This is a genomic window from Stenotrophomonas sp. Marseille-Q4652 (assembly GCF_916618915.1).
Lineage (GTDB): Bacteria > Pseudomonadota > Gammaproteobacteria > Xanthomonadales > Xanthomonadaceae > Stenotrophomonas.
The window spans coordinates 3,018,814-3,035,344 of record NZ_CAKAKE010000001.1; the positions used below are offsets into that span (position 1 = coordinate 3,018,814).

The following is a 16,531-nucleotide window of genomic DNA, read 5'->3' on the forward strand; positions in this document are numbered from 1 at the left end:
AGAAGGCGAATGATGCGTGCCGGTCGCGCCCGGAATGGATCGTTCTGGGTCAACATCGCCCGAGGCGGAAAAACGCCGTTGTCGCCCTCACACCCCCGAGGCGAAGATATGGCTTTGATCCTGGAACGGACCAGGGCCAAGCACGCGTCACGACGCAAATGGATCTGGCTGGGGGCGCGCTGCTTGGCGTGCTCCTGCTGGCCTTTGGCGTGGCGCGCTGGCGCGGGCCGGTGGTGCCGGCCTATGAGGTGGTGTCGCGCCCGCTGGTGCAGAACGTGGTGGCCACCGGCCGCGTCGCGGCGCTGTCGCGGGTGGCGGTGGGGGCGGAGATTTCCGGGCTGGTGCTGGAGCGCCGGGTGATGGAAGGCGACACCGTGGCACCGGGCGACGTGCTGGTGCTGCTGCGCGCAGCCGACCTGGAAGCCCGCCGCGACCAGGCCCGTGCCGCGCTGGAAGCCCTGCGCCAGGCCGATCGCCCCGACGCGCAGGCGCGCCTCCGACAGGCCGAGGCCGAGCTGGCCCAGGCCGAACGCGAGGCCACGCGGCGTCGCGGGCTGGGCCAGCAGCAACTGGTGTCGCGCGAGATGGTCGAACAGGCGCAGCAGGCGGTGGTCGCCGCCCGCGCCGCAGCGGAGCAGGCACGGGTCAACGCCGCTTCGCTGAGCGGCGGTGCACGCGAGGCGCAGCTGGTGGAACAGTTGCGCGCCGCCGAGGCGGAGCTGGAGCGTGCGGTGATCCGCGCCACGGTGGCCGGCACGGTGCTGCTGCGTCAGGTCGAACCGGGCGATGTGGTGACCCCGGGCCAGGTGCTGCTGGAGCTGGCGCGCGAGGCCCCGGGCGAACTGCTGCTGCCGCTGGACGAGAAGAACCTCTCGCGCCTGCAGGTCGGCCAGGGCGCGGTATGCGAGGCCGATGCGTGGCCGGGTCGCAGCTTCAACGCGACCGTCCACCACATTGCCCCGTCCGTGGATCCGGCGCGGTGGATGTGCGCCTGCGCATCGACCCGCCGGTGGATTTCCTGCGCGAGGACATGACCGTCACCGCGACCATCCTCACCGGCGAGAAGCCGCAGGCGCTGGTGCTGCCCAACGATGCGCTGATCGATGACGACGTCGGCCGCGACGCCGGCCAGGTGCTGCGCGTACGCGGCGGCAAGGTGGAATCGGTGCCGGTGCGGCTGGGGCTGCGCGGGCTGGCGATGACGGAAGTGGTGGACGGGCTGTCCGCCGGCGACGTGGTGCTGGCCGTGGGCAGCGCCGCGCCCGGACAGCGGCCGGAACCGGGCACGCGCGTGCGTACCCGTGCCCAGCCACTGCCGACCACAGCCGTGGAAGCGCCGCGCAAGGACGAGGCCGTGCCGGCCGCGGCGCGCAACTGAGCCATGTGGATCGAATCCACCATCGCCCTGCGCTTCCTGCGCCACGGCCGCGCGCAGTCGCTGCTGATCCTGTTCGGGATCGCGGTGGGCGTGTCGGTGATCGTTTTCGTGATCGCGCTGATTTCCGGGCTGCAGTCCAACCTGGTCGAACGCACGCTCGGCACGCAGTCGCACGTCAGGGTCGAGGCCCCGCGCGAGGTCAACCGCATCGCACCGGCGCCGGTCGGCGTGCTGCAGCTGCTGCTGGAGGATCCGCGCCCGCAGTCGCTGCGGCCGATCGACAACTGGCAGCAGGTGCGCGACGTGATCGAGCGCCTGCCGGGAGTGACCGCGGTGTCGCCGGTGCTGTCCGGCCCGGCGTTCGGCCGCCGCGGTGATGCGGTGGAATCGGTGGCGCTGGCCGGCATCGACCTGGCGCGCTACCTGCGGGTGATCCCGCTGCAGGACAACCTGGTGGCCGGGCGGCTGGACGTGGGCTCGGGCAATGGCCTGGTCGGTCGCCAGCTGGCCGAGGACCTGGGTCTGCGCACCGGCGGCAAGCTGCGGCTGGATGCCGGCGATGGCCGCGAGGCGGTGATCAACGTGGCCGGCATCTTCGAACCGGGCGTGCCCGAGCTGGACGAACGCTATGTCTACGTGGACCTCAAGCAGGCGCAGTCGCTGCTGGCCCTGCCCGGCGGGGTGACGGTGATCGACGTGACCGTGGAGGACGTCTTCAATGCCGACACCCAGACCGCGCGCATCCGCGGCCTGACCGGCCTGCAGGCACAGAGCTGGACGGAATCCAACGCGCAGCTGATGAACGCACTGAGCTCGCAGAGCATGTCCACCAACATGATCAGCTTCTTCGTTGCGGTATCGGTGGCGCTGGGCATTGCCAGCGTGCTGGCGGTGAGCGTGGCCCAGCGCACCCGCGAGATCGGCATCCTGCGCGCGATGGGCACGCGCCGCCGGCAGATGCTGCAGGTGTTCCTGATCCAGGACGCGGTGCTGGGCCTGCTGGGCTCGGCGGTGGGCGCGTTCGCCGGCTGGGCACTGGTCGCTGCGTTCAATACCTTCGGGCCCAAGCTGTTCGTGATCGACCTGTCGCCGGTGCTGATCGTGGCGGCGATGATCCTGGCCACCGTGGCCGGCATGGGCGCCGCACTGGTACCGGCCTGGCGCGCATCGCGCATGGACCCGGTGGAGGCCATCCGCCATGCCTGAGTCGAGGGAAGTCCTGCGGCTGGAAGGCCTGCGCAAGTCCTACAACATCGGCCAGCCCAACGACGTCGAGGTGCTCCATGGCATCGACCTGCGCCTGGACAGCGCCGACTTCGCCGCGCTGGTCGGGCCATCGGGATCGGGCAAGTCGACCCTGCTCAACCTGATCGGCCTGCTGGACTCGCCGACCTCCGGCGAGCTGTACCTGGACGGACAGCCGACCCGCACCATGGACGACGAGGCACGCACCGCGCTGCGCGGGCGCCACATCGGCTTCGTGTTCCAGTTCCACCACCTGATCGGGGCCTTCACCGCGCTGGAAAACGTGCTGATGCCCTCGATGATGGCCCACGGCAAGCCGAGCGCGGAGATGCTGGATCGCGCCCGCGAGCTGCTGGCCGCGGTCGGCCTGGAGAAGCTCGCCGACCGTCGCCCCGACCAGCTTTCCGGTGGCCAGCAGCAACGCGTGGCCATTGCCCGTGCGCTGGTGACCCGGCCCTCGCTGCTGCTGGCCGACGAGCCGACCGGCAACCTCGATACGAAGACCGCCGCCGATGTGTTCGAGCTGCTGCGCGACTTCAACGCCCGCTTCGGCTGTGCGGTGCTGGTGGTCACCCACGATCCGCGCCTGGCCGAGACCTGCGACCGCACCCTCACCCTGGTCGATGGCGAGGTGGTGTCCGACGAGCGCACGGCGCACGAGGATCCGGCAGCGGAAAGCGAGGGCGCGCAAGCCGGCAGCTGAGCCTGCTTTCTGCGCCGGGTGGTGCTCGCCATGTGCTGCGTCCGCAATCCTCGACGGGAGCCCTGGCCGCCCCGGTAACGGATGTTTGCGGACTGACAGTGCAGGCGGAAGCAGGAGCGCGGTGGCCAGTTCTGCGGACACGGCCCGGGTTCTCAAGCCATTCGATCCTTGTGCCTGTGAAGCAAACACCTCAACGACACGGGCGGTGACGTAGACAGGGCGGCTAAAGCAGGGCCGCTTCCTGCCGATACAATCCTCTGCCTCCACAAACGCGGTAACACCGGCATGTCCTCCTCCGTTACCCGTACTGGATGCGCGCTCTGCCGTGACGCGCAACCGCTGCCCTTCGAGTTCAGCTACGCGTTCCAGCCCATCGTCGATGTGCGGGCGCGCAGCGTGTTCGCGCACGAGGCTCTGGTGCGCGGCCCGGCCGGCGAGCCGGCCGGCACCGTGCTGTCGCGCATCACCGACGATATCCGCTATTCGTTCGACCAGGCCTGTCGCGAGAAGGCGATACGGATTGCCAGCTCGGTGGAGCTCGATACGTTTTTGTCGATCAACTTCCTGCCCAACGCGATCTACCGACCCGAGGTCTGCATCCGCTCCACGCTGTAGGCGGCCAGGCGCTACGGCTTCCCGATCAACCGGATCATCTTCGAGTCGGTGGAAGGCGAGCAGGTCAACGACGGCAAGTGGCTTGCCGAGATCTTCGGCGAGTACAAGCGCATCGGTTTCCAGACCGCCATCGACGACTTCGGCGCCGGGTTCGCCGGACTGAACCTGCTGGCCGACTTCCAGCCCGACCTGGTCAAGCTGGACATGGCCCTGGTCCGTGGCATCGACCAGGGCAAGGCCCGCCAGGCGATCGTCGCTGGCGTGGTGTCGATGTGCGCGCAGCTGGACATCGACGTCATCGCCGAGGGCATCGAGACCCACGACGAAGCGCAATGCCTGTCCGACCTCGGTATCCACCTGATGCAGGGCTACTGGTTCGGCCGCCCGCAGTTCGAGCGGGCGACCGACGGTGCGGCGATTGCCTGGATCTGATCCAGTCGTGCCCGCAGGTCTTGCCGACGCCGCGGTATTGCACGCCAAACTTGATTGGGTTCCCGGTTCGAGGGCCCCTCCTGCGTTATAAGAACGCTTCAACTCAGGAGGGTTCTGATGAAAGGGAAGTCATTGGTTGCTGCGTTGTTGTCCCTTGCCTGTGCGTCATGTGCCACCACTGGGCCGGACTTCGCGGGGCTCTGGTCCTACCGGCAGGAGTGCCGGTTTGGTCACGTCGCCAATCTGGAGTTGCTTCAGGAAGATGCCCGGATAAGCGGAAGTTGGGATGACGGCACCCGTGTGCGGGGTGAGAGTGGCTTGCTCAAGGGCACCGTGGAAGGAACTCGCGCACGGGTGTGGTTCTGCTCGGAAACAGCAGACGACCCCAAGCACGCCTGCCCGAATATGGGCCAGGAAGAAGCTTACCTGGAGCGCGTCGGGGACGCCCTCGTATGGTACCGGGGTGCACAGGAGTACCTGACCCTGCATCGCAACGGAGAAGGCGTGGTGATCCCCGTCGATGACCGTGACTGTGCTGAGGACGACGAATAAGCGAGCAAGGGAAAAGGAATGTCCCGATGAATGTGCCTGCAAACCAGATGAACCCTGCGGTGCCAGCTGCCGCGGATCTCACCGACTCCGAACTGCGTGCCTTGGCTTACTTCGCCGTGGGCGTGTCTTCCGAAGGAAGCAATGCAGGGCGGGATGTATCAAACCGCCTGTCCTTCGCAGGAAGAATCCAGAACGGGATCATGACCCCAGTCGGGAACAGCGGTTTTTCGATTGGAACCCTTCAAATCGATCTGGGACAACGCCCGGCAGTGGCAACGGCGTTGGTTGATGCATACCAAGCTTGGGCAGCTCGCACGCAGCTTGACTGGGTATTGGGGGAGGCTGGATATGCGCAGACAGTCCGGGATCTCTCACGAAATGGACGGGCCATTACCGCTGACCATGGTCGGGCCCTGGATGCCGTGGTGAAACAGCGGCTGGATCAATTCCTGCGGTCCGACGACGGAATCCGTTTCGTTCATGAGCGCGATGTCGCCCAGGTTGAGCAGCTCATGGGGGGTGTCGTACGCACCGTGAGGCAGACACCACTCTATCAACGATCCAGCATGGAGGAGCGCGCGCAGCTCATGGTCATGATGATGAAGCTGCAGAACCAGAGTGAAAATCTCTGGGCGCCGCGACTTGTGCGCAACATGGCGAATGACTCATATCTGGAAGTAAGTGATGTCAGTCGCGCCATCGACGGGTTGCGGGCACCGAGTGGCGATCAGGACTATATCGAGTCGGGTCGCAATCACGCGGTCAGCGGTGCTCATGTGTTCAATGGGCTGCGAAGGATGGACGCTGACAATCCACTGCATGAGGCATGGCAGAACGTGCTTGCCAACCCCTTGGTCGACCCGACGGCGGTGAACGAAGATCAGGCGCGGCCCGCCCTTGCTTCAGAATACGCGGCTGTAAAGACGCTGTTCCTCAACCATGCCCAGGCCCCGGATTTCCTTGAGGCGCTGGATCGTGGAACGGGTCACGCTTATGGGCGGCCGCGCGCAGAAGGAAGGGCAGGAGCCACCGGAGGTCTCTATGCCTCCGGCGATGACTTCCCGGTCTGGGCGAGGGGAGGGACTGCTTACTCACGCATAGGAGGCCGTTGGTCTGCTCTGGAGCCCAGCGACCTGACGCGGGTGCGGAACCGGGACGGCAGTGTGGATCTGAATGTTGAAAGCAATGGGATCCGGACACCCGTGATTCACGCCGACCCTCATGCAGCGCCGTTGCGACCTGTGCAAGGAAATCGCCAAGGTGGCCAGCAAGTCGACCTGCTCCAAGCAACTGGGTTGGAGCCAAATGGGCTGTTGGCCGAGGCGCGTGCGGGGGTAAATCGTCTCGACGAAAGTTTCGGTCGAAGGCCGGACGACGTCAGTGATCGCCTGTGCGCCAGTCTGGCGTGCTTGGCCATGCAAAACGGAATGAGTCGGATCGATCACGTGCTACTGAGCTGCGAAAGCCAGGTCGGCAGGGCCGGGGCGAACATCCTCATCGTGCAGGGTCGTATTGATGATCCGGCGCATCTGCGAGCGCACATGCCTACCGACCTTGCAGCACAGACCCCGGTAAGGGAATCGGTCGCAAGATTGCAGGACATTGGGAGGCAGATGGCAGAAGCCCAGGTCTCCGAGAGGGAGCCGCATCTGGCAGGCCAGCGTTACGGCGCGTAAGACGGTGCTTGCAGGGGCACGTCGGTGATTGGGCCCGGCAGGCTTCTGTCCCCGAGGCAGGGCCAAGCGGCAGCTACAAGCGGCAGCTACAAGTACATGTAGCACCCCTCTTTGGTGAGACCGGGAACTCCGAGTTCTCATTGCTTTTACCACGCGCAGTAGCCAAGTTTGTGAGAGGCCGGGCCCCGTCGGTTTCCGCCTCTCACTGCTCCTTGTACCCATTGCCGTGCCCCAAGGAGACCGTCGTGAGTCCGAGCCCAGGGACCAAAGGTCCCGCCGCGTACTTTCCCTCCATCGAGCGTACTTACGGCAAGCCCGTCGCGCACTAGATGGCTGTGTTCGATCAGGCAGGAGTATCGGCATCGGGCGCGGGTTGTACTGCTGAGGGACCAGCCGCCACCCTTAGTTGACCGATGGCTGCCCGTGGCCCGCGATAACCGCGGGTCAGCGGACCCCCGCTGCGTCAGCGGCGATAGGGATCCACACGCGGGTCGACGCGGGAATCCACGCGCGGGTCAGCCGGGGCGACCACGACCGGTGCCGGTGCCGGCGTGGCGGCGATGCGCGCGGCCAGCTCGTTTGCGCGGCGTTGTTCGGTGATCAGTTCGCGCAGCAGCGGCTTGATCCCGAACAGCGCGAACGGTACCAGGATCCACAGAATGGTCAGGATCAGCGCAAAGATCGCGCCGACGATCATCAGCACGTTCATTCCGGTGTAAGCGGCAGAGGCGGTGGCGAGCATGGGGCTTTCTCCTCGATTGGGGAACGCCAGCCTGCGGGGAGGCATGTCGCCGTCGCGTGGAAGTGCCCGCGGGGCGCCACTCCTTCCAGAAAGCCCGCTCAGCCTGGTGCCAACGCGAGCCGCGAGCGGCCCACGCCGAGGCTACTTCAGCGGTTCGCCGCCGGCCCGTGGACACCGCCATAACCACTGGCGCAGTTGGTCGTACATGACGTGGTGAGCATGTTGCGGATGATCACCCCCGTGTTTGCCAACGAGCGGAAGTGGCCCACTCCGCCGCTGGTGTCGCCGCCACCTGCGTTGAAGGGCATGCCATCGGCCCAGTTCCAGTCGTAGCTGTAGCTGCTGTTGCCGAAGCCGACATCCACCTGCGCCATTACATTGGTCCGACTGTTGAACAACGCACCGTTGGGACAGGTGACCGCGCCATTGGTGGTGAAGCAGTGCACCTGGCCGTAGAGGCCGGCGGTAACGGTGTAGAAGCTCACCGAGGTCCAGCTGGCGGGCAAGGTCCGCAGCGAGCCCGTGCCGCTGCCGGTCCAGCGGTTGTAGCCGTAGTAGGTCACCCCGGTGCTGGGGTACAGGCCAAAGGTGTAGTAGTTGTACGGATATACCCACGCCTCGGCGTTGCAGGTTGGCGCCAGCGCATTCTGGTACCCGGTGTAGAGACAGGTCTGCAGGCCGCGGATGCCGCCGCCGATATTGATGAAGCGGCGCACGCTGCCCTGGTAACCGTGGTACTTCATCATCGCCAGCGCCATGGTGCTGCCCAGCGAATGCGCCACGATGTCGACCTGGGACTTGCCGGTGTAGGTCTTGACCCTGTCGATGAAGGTCTTGAGTACGTTGTAGCTGTAAGGCTCGTGGTAATTGATCTGGGGCGTCTTGCGTTCGTCCACCGACAGATAGGTCACGCCGAACAGCTCGCAGTCATTGTAGCCGGCGGCCTTGAGCTCCTCATACACGGAGCGTGTCGGTTTGCTGTAGCCGTTCACCGCGCCCGGTGGCATGTCGAAGCTCAGCGCGTTGTCGCCATTGCCATGGATGAAGACCACCGGCGTGCGGCTGGCGGTGCAGCTGCCACCCCCGAAACCGCCATAGCCCACGCCTGGATTGAAGCCACCGGCGTACTGCGTCTGGGTGCCCTGGCAGGTGAAGCCATTGTTGGAGCCGCAGTCCAGGGCGGAAGCATTCCCTGCCCACAGGCCCGCCAGCGCCATGCAGCCGGCGACCAGCCAGCACAGCGGACGAGCGATTATCGTGCGAGGCTGCGTGGTCCGCGTTGCTTGCGTCATGGCGAGCCCTCCCAGGCGCCTTGGTGACCGGCCCATGCTTCCCATGTGCAATGCACCAAGGCATTGGACGAAAGGACAGGGGGGGAATGCTGAAGCAGGGGGCGAGAGCTCCAGCCTCGCGCTGGCGCAGGGCTTCATCGCGAATCAACCCGGCCATTGATCTCATGCGTTCTGTAGTAGCCCTTTCCACCAACAGCCCTGTCCCAAGGAGCAACCATGCGATCCCTCCCAGTCCTTTCGTCCAGGATGTCCGCGTGCCTGGTGCTGGCAACCGTGTCCTGCGCCACCACCCGCGGGTCGGCTTCAGAAGGCGGCAGCACCGTCACCATTGAAGGAGTCGTGGCGTCCATCGACACCCAGCCGTGGACCTACGATGGGCACGCGGTAGTGCAGGTCGACGTTGTCGGCCGCGGGCGCGTGGCAGTGCAGCTGCCGGCACGCTGGAACCTCTGTCAGGCCGCGCCGGTAGACGTACAGGCGCTGGCCGTGGGAACGCGTGTCCAGGCTGTCGGATCGGCTGAAGGGGATGGCGCGATTACCGTCTGCAGCGACGCCGCGCACCGGCTCGTTCCGCTCTGACGCGCGCATCGGACTACGCGTGCAGTTCAGAGCTCAAATCCGATTGCAGCGGGGCTGATCGCCCTTACGGTGAAGTGGGGTTTCAAGGACGTCCGGTTCAGCTCTGACGGACAGGTCGTGACCCTCACTACCTGCGAGTGGTGGTGCCTTGTGAAGTCGGAGACGAGGCTGCAATCCACTTCGCGCGACTGGCTGCAGTTGGAAGGTGAGATCACGCTCTGAGCCGGAGCCCCAAGGCAGGGCATCGTTCGCGACGTTCGGTTTGCACCCTCGGCGGTATGTTCGGGAAACACTCGACGAGGTGTTTGCCATGCAAATCGAAGGTTCCTGCCACTGCGGCAACGTGCGCTTCCGCTGCCAGGCCTACGCGCCGGTGCCGTTCCTGCAGTGCTACTGCTCGATCTGCCGCAAGACCGCCGGTGGCAGTGGCAGTGCGATCAACCTGGGAGCGCGCGCCGATACGCTGGAGGTGGAAGGGCGCGAGCACCTTGGCGTGTACCGGGCAAAGCTCGGCGAGGATGATGGCAACTGCCGCATCAGTTCCGGGCAGCGGCATTTCTGTACCGGCTGCGGCAGCGCGTTGTGGCTGTTTGATCCGGAGTGGCCCGATCTGGTCCACCCGCATGCCTCGGCGATCGACACTCCGCTACCGGTGCCGCCGGAGCGGCTGCACATCTTCCTCGACTCCAAGGCCAACTGGGTGCAGGTTCCCGAAGGGCCGGGCGAGGTGCATGTGCAGCAGCTTCCCGATGTCTCGCTGGAAGAGTGGCACCGCCGCCACGGGCTGCTGGACCCGTAGGCGGTGTAGCGCCCCGCGGCCTTTACCGTGGCCCGGTATCGGCTGCGTCAGCGCAGTGGCCTGCGCTGTCCGCATGGTCGTAGCCAGTGGGTTGCCCGGGGCCGCGCGCCAGCCGGAGGCGACCCTCGGCCTCGAACCGGACGAGCGCGCCGTCAACATCCTGGGCCAGCACGTCCGGGTCGGTGACATCCTCGATGCAGATCCAGCAGTCACGCTGTTCCTTGCCAAGGTAGAGCGCGGCGTCGGCCAGTTGCAGCAGCCGGTCGCGCGCCACCGGGGCTGCGCTGCCCGTGGTCGCCGGCAGGACTATGGCGCCAATGGTGCAGGTCACATCCAGCGCGGTGCCGTCAGGCAGCTGCATGGGCTGGTCGGCAAAGGCCCGGCGGACGCGCTCGATCACGCAGCCCACCTGCGCGCGATCCTTGACCCGGGTTGCCAGCAGGAATTCCTCGCCGCCCCAGCGCACCACCATGTCCGAGTCGCGCAGCGTGGCCCGCAGCCTGCGCGCGGCTTCCACCAGCACGGTGTCGCCGGCGGCATGCCCATGGGTGTCGTTGATGCGTTTGAAATGGTCGATGTCGACCAGGCACAGGGCCAGCACATGGCCCCTTTCGGCCGGGCCTGCACGATGCAGGCGCTCCAGTTCCGTTTCGATGTGCTGCTCGAAATAGCGTCGGTTGTGCAGGCCGGTGAGTCCGTCCTGCAGGCTCATCGTGTGGAAGTGCCGGGCCAGCTTCCGGTCCTGGCGCAGCCGCAACAGGATCACCAGCAGTACCAGCAGCAGGATGGCTACCAGCGCGCCGGCCAGCAGCCGCAGGCTCATCAGCCGTTGCTGCTCCATCTGCTTGAGCGCACGCTCCTTCTCGACCAGTTCGTCCTGCAGCTTGGCTTCCACCTGCAGGCGGTTGAGTTCGGCGCGCGAGGCGGCGTGTATCGAGCCCTGCTTGAGCTGGGCCTCGAGCGTGCGAATGAACAGCCGGTGCATGGCCTCCAGTCCGGCCATCCGCCACTCGGGCTGCTCCAGCACGGTCATGCGCTTGGCCAGGTCCAGCTTGACCTGCAGCGGATCGCGTTCGTCCAGGTCGCGGCACGGAGCGAGCTCGGCGTGGCCATCCAGCCCAAGCTTGACCAGTTCCTGGTAACAGCGAAGGTAACGGGAAGGCGTAGCGCGCGAGCGGGGCGCAGCGTGTGACTGCGCCAGGTAGCGGCGCGAATCCTCCAGGCGACCCAGCTGCAGCGCCGACAGGGCGGAGAACACCAGGGCCGAACGGATGAACTCGCCATTGCCGCGGTCGACCCTGTCGAACCACTCCAGCGCGAGCGCGTAGTCGTCCAGGTGCAGCGCGTGCGCCACGCCGATGTTGTGCTGGGCCAGGCTGATGTCGAAATCAAGGCTGGTGTTGGCCGGATCGGCCTTCTTCATTTCCTGCAAGCGGGTGATGGCCAGCTGTTGCAGCTCGACGCCCTTGGCCACGTACTCCGGGTCGCCATACATGACGTACAGGCCGCCGGTATTGAGGGTGATGTCGTTGAGTACGGCGGGCGAGAGCCGGTCGCCCATCGCCAGCGCCCGCTCGTAGGTGCCGAACGCACCACGGATGTCACCGGCTTCGGACTGGCGCCATGCCGCGACCGACAGCGCCTGTGCCGCCAGGTCGGCCTTGCCCTGGCCCAGCGCATCGACGTGTATGTGGAACAGCGCGGGGATTGTGATGTCCGGACGGTTCTCGTCGGCGATCAGGCAGATCAGCCGGTAGGGAAGGTCCTCCGCTACCGGCGGCGCTTCACGGCAACTCTCCAGAACCTGCTCGAATTCGCTGTCCCGGTAGAGGGTTTCCGCCGCCGCGCGTGCCTGCTGGTAACGCGGATCGTCGGCGGTGACGGCCGCCGATGCGGGGCAGGCGGGCAACACGGCCAGCAGCAATGCCCAGCCCCAGCCCATGGCCGGTGCGCGGATAGCCGGAAGAGCGCTGGCGAAGCGCCCTGCAAAGGCCACTGGTCGAACTGCGCGTGGACCGCTCCCGTGCCGCAGGAACCGGACCAGGCGGATGAATCCCCTGTTGCTCATGGCTGCATCCCGAGGAATGAAAGGCCTGAAGGCCCGCTACAGGTAGCGGCCGCGCAAGGGAATAGTTGAATGGCGCGTACCCGACGTGTGCCGGGGGGGCGCGCGGTGCCGTTGCGGTGGCCTCCTGTCGTCGGTTGGCTGGCTGCGGCCGGCACAGCGATGGCACACTGCTGGCATTGGGGAGTCACCACGCATCGGGGAAGGCGAATGGGATTGCTGGACGGCCTGCTGGGCAATGCATCGAAGATCGATCCTGCGCTGGTCGAGCAGGAATTCCAGAAACTGCTGGCCGCGGGGGAGCGGGTCGAACACGCCTACAAGCTGGTGCGCGACTATTTCTTGTTCACCGACAAGCGCCTGGTGCTGGTCGACAAGCAGGGACTGACCGGCAGCAAGGTCCAGTACCACTCCATCCCTTACAGCAGCATCAGCCACTTCACGGTGGAAACCGCGGGTCCCTTCGACCTGGACGCGGAGCTGCGCATCTGGGTCCGTGGCACGGCCGCGCCGGTCCAGAAGCAGTTCAACCGGCAGGTGGACATCTACGAGGTACAGGCAGTGCTCGCCAGCTACGTCTGCTGAGTGATCCGTTCCACCGCACGCCGTCCTCCTCCAGTCGCCGCCTTGCCGATGTCCTTGCGTACCAGCACCACCGCCCTCCTGCTCGCCCTGGCGTCGATCCCGGGCTGTGCATCCACGTCCGGGCCGGCGCAGGTGCCGGCCAGTGCCGAGGCCGCCCCGGCATTGCCGCGCTCGGTGGTGCAGACCGTTGAAGAGGACAGCAGCGCGTCCGCGCACCGCTTCGTCTATGAATACACCAGGCCCGTGTCCGCGGCGCTGGAAGAGATCTACACCCGCGTGCGCGAGGCCGACCTGTTCCGGCAGTTGCCGGAGATCCAGGCCATCGACGGCATGTTCGCGCTGCCGCGGCAGCTGCGTTACGTCGCGGTCGAATGCGGCGACTGGGGCGCGTTCTACGACCCGGACCAGGACGAGGTGGTGCTGTGCTACGAAACCCTGCGTGCACTCTACGAGCAGGGCCAGCGCCACCAGCAGGCGCTGGACCTTGGCGATGAGCATCCGCTGCGCTATGTGCGCGCGAACGTGCGCTTCATCCTGCTGCACGAGACCGGCCATGCCTTGGTGGAGATGCTGGACCTGCCGGTGACCGGCCGCCAGGAAGATGCGGTCGACCAGCTCGCCGGGGTGCTGATGCTGCGTTTTGCCGGTCTGGACGAGACCCCGGAGCAGGTGGCCGAAAACCTGCGGCTGGCCGCCAACTGGATGCTGACCCACAGCACCGGTGCCTACAACCTGGACGCCTACGCCGACGAGCATGCGCTGGGCGAGCAGCGTTTCTTCAACCTGCAGTGCCTGGTATACGGCACCGATCCGGAGGGTTTTGCCGGAATGATCGCTGCCGGCGAGCTGACCGAGGGCCGGGCCGAACGCTGTCCGTCCGAGACCCGGCGCATCAGCCGGGCCTGGGTGCGCTTGCTGGTGCCGTATCTGGCTCCGGGATACGAGGCCTACGAGGAAGAAGCCGAGCGTTTCCTGCAGAAGCGCTGAGCTTCCCGGTCGTCGCAACCCGCTGCGATACGGTGGCTTCAGTCGGCAGCGCGTACACTGGCCCTCCACTCCCCACCCAGGAAAGTCCTTGGCCAAGCCCAATTACTCCTTCGAAAAGCGTCAGCGCGAAATTGCCGCCAAGAAAAAGAAAGACGAGAAGGAGGCCAAAAAGCGGGAAGCACGCGAGGCAGCCAAGGCAGCCAACGCACCTGCCGACAGCGTCAGCGCGGACTGAGTTTCCGCTCCATCGGCCATGATGCCCGGGCGGGAAGCCGCCGCCTGTTGAGCGTTTCATCCGGGCGACGATCCGTCACGGCGTCGCCAACAGTCGTGGCCCGTACCTTCACCACGGCTGCCCCACACTCGGCGCATGCGCCAACTCGCCGAGAACTTCTGGAACCTACGCGGCCCGCAGCGTGTAGCGGGCGTGATCAACGTGGGCCCCCACATGTCCGTGGTCCGTCGGGCCAACGGACGCTTCGTCGTGGTCGATGCCGCACCGCTGGATGGCGCGCAGCGTGACGCGCTGCTCTCGCTGACCGATGGCGGCACGCTGGTCGACGCGGTGGTGCATGTGCATCCGTTCCATACGCTGCACGTCGAAGCGCTGCACCGGCTGCTTCCCTCGGTGCCGATCCATGGCACCGCACGTCATCGCCGCAAGGTCCCGACCGTGCCATGGGCGGGGGAGCCGATCGAAGCCTGGGGTGCCGACAACCCGCTGGCCGAGGTCTTCGAGCTGTCCATTCCCGATGGCGTGGACTTCGTCTGTCCCGACGAGCGCGTGCACGTGGCCTCGGTGCTGGTACGGCATCGCCAGAGCGGCATCGTGCACGTCGATGACACGCTCAATGTCATGGCCGCGCCGGGCGTGCTGGGTCGCGTGCTGCCGCAGTCTTCCCTGCGCATGCATCCGATGCTGGGCAAGGCGCTGACCCCGCGGCGTGGTGCCGCTGATGCGTATGTGCCTGGGCTCGCGATCTCGCCCGGCGCTGGGCCGATACGCCCTTCGTGTGTGCCGCGCATGCCGCCGTGCGCGAGCTGCCGGCCGGTGGCTTTACCCATGAGGTGCTTGCGGCACTGGATCGCGTTTCGCCGACGCTCGAGCGCCACCGCCAGCAGCACGGCTGACCGCCTTGCCGGGTGCGCTGCGCATCAGCGTGGCGCCTGTTTCCTTCCCCCCTACGGAGTTTCCATGACCTCACGTCTGCTTTCCCCGCTCGACCTTGGCCCGCTGAAACTCCCGAACCGGGTGTTCATGGCGCCCCTGACGCGTGCACGCGCCGGCCAGCCCGGCGACGTGCCCAGCGAACTCAACGCCGAGTACTACGCCCAGCGCGCTGGCGCCGGCCTGATCGTGTCCGAGGCCACCCAGGTATCGCCGCAGGGCCAGGGCTATGCATGGACGCCCGGCATCCATAGCGACGCGCAGGAAGCCGGCTGGAAGCAGGTCACCGACGCGGTGCACGCCAACGGTGGCCGGATTGCCGCCCAGCTGTGGCATGTCGGGCGCATCTCGCACACCTTGCTGCAGGCAGATGGCGCGGCTCCGGTCGCGCCGTCGGCGCTGGTGGCCGAAGGAGCGAATGCCTTCGTGGTCCGGCCTGACGGCAGCGCCGGCAACGAGCCAACGTCGATGCCGCGTGCGCTGGAAACCGGCGAGATCCCGGGCATCGTCGAGCAGTTCGCACAGGCTGCGCGTCGCGCCGACCGGGCTGGTTTCGACCTGGTCGAAGTCCATGCCGCCAACGGCTACCTGCTGCAGCAGTTCCTTTCCACCAACAGCAACGAGCGGCAGGACCGATACGGCGGCTCGCTGGAGAACCGTGCGCGCTTCACGCTGGAAGTGGTAGATGCGGTGATCGATGCGATCGGCGCGCAACGTGTCGGCGTGCGCATTTCGCCGCATTTCACCGGCCACGACATCGCCGACGGGCAGGCAGAGGAAAGCGCCCTGTATCTGGCGCGAGAGTTCACCCGCCGCGGCATTGCCTACCTGCACGTCGCCGAACCGGACTGGGCCGGCGGCCCCGAGCTCAGTGATGAATTCCGCCAGGCACTGCGCGAGGCCTTCGCTGGGGTGCTGGTGTTCTGCGGTGGTTACACCGCCGAAAGTGCCGAAGCCCGGATTGCCTCGGGCGTGGCCGACGCGGTGGCATTCGGTAGGCCCTTCATCGCCAACCCCGACCTGGTCACGCGGTTTGCCGAGGGTGCCGCGCTCAACAAGCCGGATCCGTCCACGTTCTATGGGGGTGGTGCACACGGCTACACCGACTACCCCACGCTCGGGCAGGCGGAATGATCGAGCGATGCAGTCACGTGGCGCCCACCTGCGCGTGACTTGGCATGCAACTGCGTGAATCCTTGCCGTGGCCATCAAATGGATTTCACCCGTGTTTCCGCTCGGGGAGGCGAGGCTGGAGCCACGCAGAAAATCTGGAGCTCCGCATGAAAACCCCGCACAAGTTCGCCGCCCTTCTCGCCGTTCCGATGTCGCTGGCCATGGTGTCCGCCAGTGCGCAGTCCTATGGACCGCAGGACGAAGGCCGTCGCTTCAGTGATGGCAGCCGCGTGGTCTGCGAGAAGGTGGAGGTCCGCAGGTCGTCAGGTGACCCGAACCGCATCGCAGGCACCGCCGCCGGCGCCATCATTGGTGGTCTGGTCGGCAACCAGATCGGTGGTGGCAACGGCAAGAAGGTCGCCACCGTGGGTGGCGCGGTGGCCGGTGGTGCCATCGGCCGCCAGGTCCAGGGCAACAGCCAGGAGTCCAAGGGCGAGCGCGTGGTCGAGACGCGCTGCCAGCGCGTTTACCGCTGATCCTTCTGCTGTCGGTATCCGAAAAAGGCCGCTGCGAATGCAGCGGCCTTTTTCGTGCGGGCGG

16 protein-coding genes and 1 pseudogene are annotated in these 16,531 nt (G+C 66.4%); 14 read left to right on the top strand and 3 right to left on the bottom strand.

Features of this window, described 5'->3' with window-relative positions:
- Positions 1 to 158 precede the first annotated feature (158 nt).
- The 7 genes and pseudogenes from LG380_RS14275 to LG380_RS14305 all read left to right on the top strand — a co-directional run bounded on the left by LG380_RS14275 (position 159) and on the right by LG380_RS14305 (position 6,601).
- Positions 159 to 1,034, top strand: coding sequence for an efflux RND transporter periplasmic adaptor subunit (locus LG380_RS14275; RefSeq protein ID WP_225765976.1), 876 nt, complete (start codon positions 159 to 161; stop codon positions 1,032 to 1,034).
- Positions 980 to 1,378: a hypothetical protein gene (locus tag LG380_RS14280; protein WP_225765978.1), complete on the top strand. Its 399-nt coding sequence runs from the start codon at positions 980 to 982 to the stop codon at positions 1,376 to 1,378. The genes LG380_RS14275 and LG380_RS14280 overlap by 55 nt, the downstream gene beginning before the upstream one ends.
- A gap of 3 nt (positions 1,379 to 1,381) precedes the next feature.
- Entirely contained in the window at positions 1,382 to 2,584 is a 1,203-nt protein-coding gene (locus LG380_RS14285) for an ABC transporter permease (RefSeq protein ID WP_225765980.1), read from the top strand.
- Complete coding sequence (locus LG380_RS14290; RefSeq protein ID WP_225765982.1) at positions 2,577 to 3,326, top strand: ABC transporter ATP-binding protein; 750 nt, start codon at positions 2,577 to 2,579, stop codon at positions 3,324 to 3,326. The genes LG380_RS14285 and LG380_RS14290 overlap by 8 nt, the downstream gene beginning before the upstream one ends.
- 285 nt (positions 3,327 to 3,611) lie before the next feature.
- Positions 3,612 to 4,373 (top strand): annotated as a pseudogene (locus LG380_RS14295) (EAL domain-containing protein).
- 117 nt (positions 4,374 to 4,490) lie between these two features.
- Positions 4,491 to 4,925, top strand: a complete 435-nt coding sequence (locus LG380_RS14300; RefSeq protein ID WP_225765984.1) for a hypothetical protein — start codon at positions 4,491 to 4,493, stop codon at positions 4,923 to 4,925.
- Positions 4,926 to 4,951: 26 nt separating this feature from the next.
- Entirely contained in the window at positions 4,952 to 6,601 is a 1,650-nt protein-coding gene (locus tag LG380_RS14305; protein ID WP_225765986.1) for an XVIPCD domain-containing protein, read from the top strand.
- Positions 6,602 to 7,064: 463 nt separating this feature from the next.
- On the opposite strand, the gene LG380_RS14310 is transcribed toward LG380_RS14305, so the two are convergent.
- Together LG380_RS14310 and LG380_RS14315 are read right to left on the bottom strand one after the other, a co-directional pair.
- Positions 7,065 to 7,343, bottom strand: a complete 279-nt coding sequence (locus tag LG380_RS14310; protein WP_225765988.1) for a hypothetical protein — start codon at positions 7,341 to 7,343, stop codon at positions 7,065 to 7,067.
- 146 nt (positions 7,344 to 7,489) lie between these two features.
- Entirely contained in the window at positions 7,490 to 8,635 is a 1,146-nt protein-coding gene (locus tag LG380_RS14315) for a hypothetical protein (RefSeq protein WP_225765990.1), read from the bottom strand.
- A 216-nt stretch (positions 8,636 to 8,851) separates the two neighbouring features.
- Here LG380_RS14315 and LG380_RS14320 point away from each other — a divergent pair, with 216 nt between their 5' ends.
- Together LG380_RS14320 and LG380_RS14325 are read left to right on the top strand one after the other, a co-directional pair.
- Positions 8,852 to 9,214, top strand: coding sequence for a hypothetical protein (locus LG380_RS14320; protein ID WP_225765992.1), 363 nt, complete (start codon positions 8,852 to 8,854; stop codon positions 9,212 to 9,214).
- A 310-nt stretch (positions 9,215 to 9,524) separates the two neighbouring features.
- Positions 9,525 to 10,013, top strand: a complete 489-nt coding sequence (locus tag LG380_RS14325) for a GFA family protein (protein WP_225765993.1) — start codon at positions 9,525 to 9,527, stop codon at positions 10,011 to 10,013.
- Between the two features lie 22 nt (positions 10,014 to 10,035).
- On the opposite strand, the gene LG380_RS14330 is transcribed toward LG380_RS14325, so the two are convergent.
- A complete protein-coding gene (locus tag LG380_RS14330) occupies positions 10,036 to 12,081 on the bottom strand; it encodes a GGDEF domain-containing protein (protein WP_225765995.1) in 2,046 nt (681 codons plus the stop codon).
- Between the two features lie 207 nt (positions 12,082 to 12,288).
- Here LG380_RS14330 and LG380_RS14335 point away from each other — a divergent pair, with 207 nt between their 5' ends.
- From LG380_RS14335 to LG380_RS14355, 5 genes are all read left to right on the top strand, one after another.
- The gene (locus LG380_RS14335) at positions 12,289 to 12,663 is read left to right on the top strand and encodes a PH domain-containing protein (protein WP_225765996.1); all 375 of its coding nucleotides are present in this window, start codon (positions 12,289 to 12,291) and stop codon (positions 12,661 to 12,663) included.
- A gap of 48 nt (positions 12,664 to 12,711) precedes the next feature.
- On the top strand, positions 12,712 to 13,650 hold the full coding sequence (locus LG380_RS14340) for a DUF4344 domain-containing metallopeptidase (RefSeq protein ID WP_225765998.1): 939 nt from the start codon (positions 12,712 to 12,714) through the stop codon (positions 13,648 to 13,650).
- 88 nt (positions 13,651 to 13,738) lie between these two features.
- A complete protein-coding gene (locus tag LG380_RS14345; RefSeq protein WP_225766000.1) occupies positions 13,739 to 13,885 on the top strand; it encodes a hypothetical protein in 147 nt (48 codons plus the stop codon).
- A gap of 960 nt (positions 13,886 to 14,845) precedes the next feature.
- Complete coding sequence (locus LG380_RS14350; RefSeq protein ID WP_225766652.1) at positions 14,846 to 15,952, top strand: alkene reductase; 1,107 nt, start codon at positions 14,846 to 14,848, stop codon at positions 15,950 to 15,952.
- A 188-nt stretch (positions 15,953 to 16,140) separates the two neighbouring features.
- Complete coding sequence (locus LG380_RS14355; RefSeq protein ID WP_225766654.1) at positions 16,141 to 16,467, top strand: glycine zipper 2TM domain-containing protein; 327 nt, start codon at positions 16,141 to 16,143, stop codon at positions 16,465 to 16,467.
- Positions 16,468 to 16,531: the final 64 nt, after the last annotated feature.

Excerpts from the sequence above, each read along its gene's own strand:
- LG380_RS14275 (WP_225765976.1), top strand. The coding sequence starts at position 159 with ATGGATCTGGCTGGGGGCGCGCTGCTTGGCGTGCTCCTGCTGGCCTTT.
- LG380_RS14285 (WP_225765980.1), top strand. The coding sequence starts at position 1,382 with ATGTGGATCGAATCCACCATCGCCCTGCGCTTCCTGCGCCACGGCCGC.
- LG380_RS14290 (WP_225765982.1), top strand. The coding sequence starts at position 2,577 with ATGCCTGAGTCGAGGGAAGTCCTGCGGCTGGAAGGCCTGCGCAAGTCC.
- LG380_RS14300 (WP_225765984.1), top strand. The coding sequence starts at position 4,491 with ATGAAAGGGAAGTCATTGGTTGCTGCGTTGTTGTCCCTTGCCTGTGCG.
- LG380_RS14305 (WP_225765986.1), top strand. The coding sequence starts at position 4,952 with ATGAATGTGCCTGCAAACCAGATGAACCCTGCGGTGCCAGCTGCCGCG.
- LG380_RS14310 (WP_225765988.1), bottom strand. The coding sequence starts at position 7,343 with ATGCTCGCCACCGCCTCTGCCGCTTACACCGGAATGAACGTGCTGATG.
- LG380_RS14315 (WP_225765990.1), bottom strand. The coding sequence starts at position 8,635 with ATGACGCAAGCAACGCGGACCACGCAGCCTCGCACGATAATCGCTCGT.
- LG380_RS14320 (WP_225765992.1), top strand. The coding sequence starts at position 8,852 with ATGCGATCCCTCCCAGTCCTTTCGTCCAGGATGTCCGCGTGCCTGGTG.
- LG380_RS14325 (WP_225765993.1), top strand. The coding sequence starts at position 9,525 with ATGCAAATCGAAGGTTCCTGCCACTGCGGCAACGTGCGCTTCCGCTGC.
- LG380_RS14330 (WP_225765995.1), bottom strand. The coding sequence starts at position 12,081 with ATGAGCAACAGGGGATTCATCCGCCTGGTCCGGTTCCTGCGGCACGGG.
- LG380_RS14335 (WP_225765996.1), top strand. The coding sequence starts at position 12,289 with ATGGGATTGCTGGACGGCCTGCTGGGCAATGCATCGAAGATCGATCCT.
- LG380_RS14340 (WP_225765998.1), top strand. The coding sequence starts at position 12,712 with ATGTCCTTGCGTACCAGCACCACCGCCCTCCTGCTCGCCCTGGCGTCG.
- LG380_RS14350 (WP_225766652.1), top strand. The coding sequence starts at position 14,846 with ATGACCTCACGTCTGCTTTCCCCGCTCGACCTTGGCCCGCTGAAACTC.
- LG380_RS14355 (WP_225766654.1), top strand. The coding sequence starts at position 16,141 with ATGTCGCTGGCCATGGTGTCCGCCAGTGCGCAGTCCTATGGACCGCAG.